The 1,404-nt window shown below is 78.6% G+C and carries 1 protein-coding gene; it reads right to left on the bottom strand.

The annotated features are described in order from the left end of the window. Positions 1 to 497: Hint domain-containing protein (locus VQ03_RS35145; protein ID WP_280948562.1), on the bottom strand; the 497-nt coding region annotated here is incomplete at its 3' end. Positions 498 to 1,404 lie beyond the last annotated feature (907 nt).

The following is a 1,404-nucleotide window of genomic DNA, read 5'->3' as shown; positions in this document are numbered from 1 at the left end:
GCGTGGGCGGCGATCCGCACCGGCTGGGCCTGCTCGGGCCGCGGGTGGCGGCGCAGGTCGAGATGGCGGTGTCCGACCCAGAGGACCGGGACCGTCTCCCCCGCGGCGGTGACGACGGCGTCGCCGGGACGCAGGGCCTCGACCGGGCGCTCGCCCTCCGGCGTCAGGATCATCGTGCCTTGCGCGAAGCAGATGACCGGGCCGGTCGCGCCCGTTCCGCCGGTAGCCCCGGTCGGACCCGTCGAGCCTGTCGCACCCGTGGGGCCGTTGAAGCCGGTTGCGCCCGTGGGACCCTCGGCGCCGGTCGGGCCCGTGGAGCCGGTCGCACCCGTCGGACCCGCGCCTGTCGAACCGGTTGCGCCGGTCGGGCCTGTGGCACCGGTTGCGCCTGTGGCACCCTCGCCGGTCGGACCCGTCGGGCCGTTGAAGCCGGTTGCGCCCGTGGGACCCTCGGCGCCGGTCGGGCCCGTGGAGCCGGTCGCACCCGTCGGGCCCACGCCCGTCGGACCGGTCGTGCCCGTCGGGCCTGTGGCACCGGTCGGGCCCGTGGTACCCGCGCCGGTCGGACCCGTGGCACCGGTCGCGCCGGGCTGGCCTGTCGCACCCGTGGGACCGTTGAAACCGGTCGCGCCCGTGGGGCCATCGGCGCCGGTCGGGCCCGTGGCGCCCGTCTCGCCTGTGGCTCCGGTCGCACCCGTGGAGCCAGTCGCACCGGTGGGGCCCGTGGCACCCGCACCGGTCGGACCGGTGGAGCCGGTCGCACCCGTAGAGCCCGTCGCACCGGTGGCACCGGTCGGACCCGTCGCGCCCGCACCGGTCGGGCCGGTGGAGCCGGTCGGACCCGTAGAGCCGGTCGCGCCCGTGTCACCAGTCGGACCCGTCGCACCCGCGCCGGTCGGACCGGTGGCGCCGGTCGCACCCGTAGAACCGGTCGCGCCCGTGGCACCGGTCGGACCCGTCGCGCCCGCACCGGTCGGACCGGTGGAGCCGGTCGCACCCGTAGAGCCGGTCGCGCCCGTGGCACCAGTCGGACCCGTCGCACCCGCGCCGGTCGGACCGGTGGCGCCGGTCGGACCCGTAGAGCCGGTCGCGCCCGTGGCACCGGTCGGACCCGTCGCGCCCGCACCGGTCGGACCGGTGGCACCGGTCGGACCCGTAGAACCGGTCGCGCCCGTGGCACCGGTCGGACCGGTGGCGCCCGCACCAGTCGGACCGGTGGCACCGGTGGCACCGGTCGGACCCGTAGAACCGGTCGCGCCCGTGGCACCGGTCGCGCCCGTGGCGCCGGTCGGACCGGTGGCGCCAGTCGCGCCCGTGTCACCGGTCGGGCCCGTCGCACCCGCGCCGGTCGGACCGGTGGCGCCGGTCGCACCCGTGGCGCCAGTCGCGCCCGTGGCACCGGTC

Origin of the sequence: Methylobacterium tarhaniae (assembly GCF_001043955.1) — a bacterium.
Lineage (GTDB): Bacteria > Pseudomonadota > Alphaproteobacteria > Rhizobiales > Beijerinckiaceae > Methylobacterium > Methylobacterium tarhaniae.
This window is presented reverse-complemented; position numbering and strand designations above follow the sequence as displayed.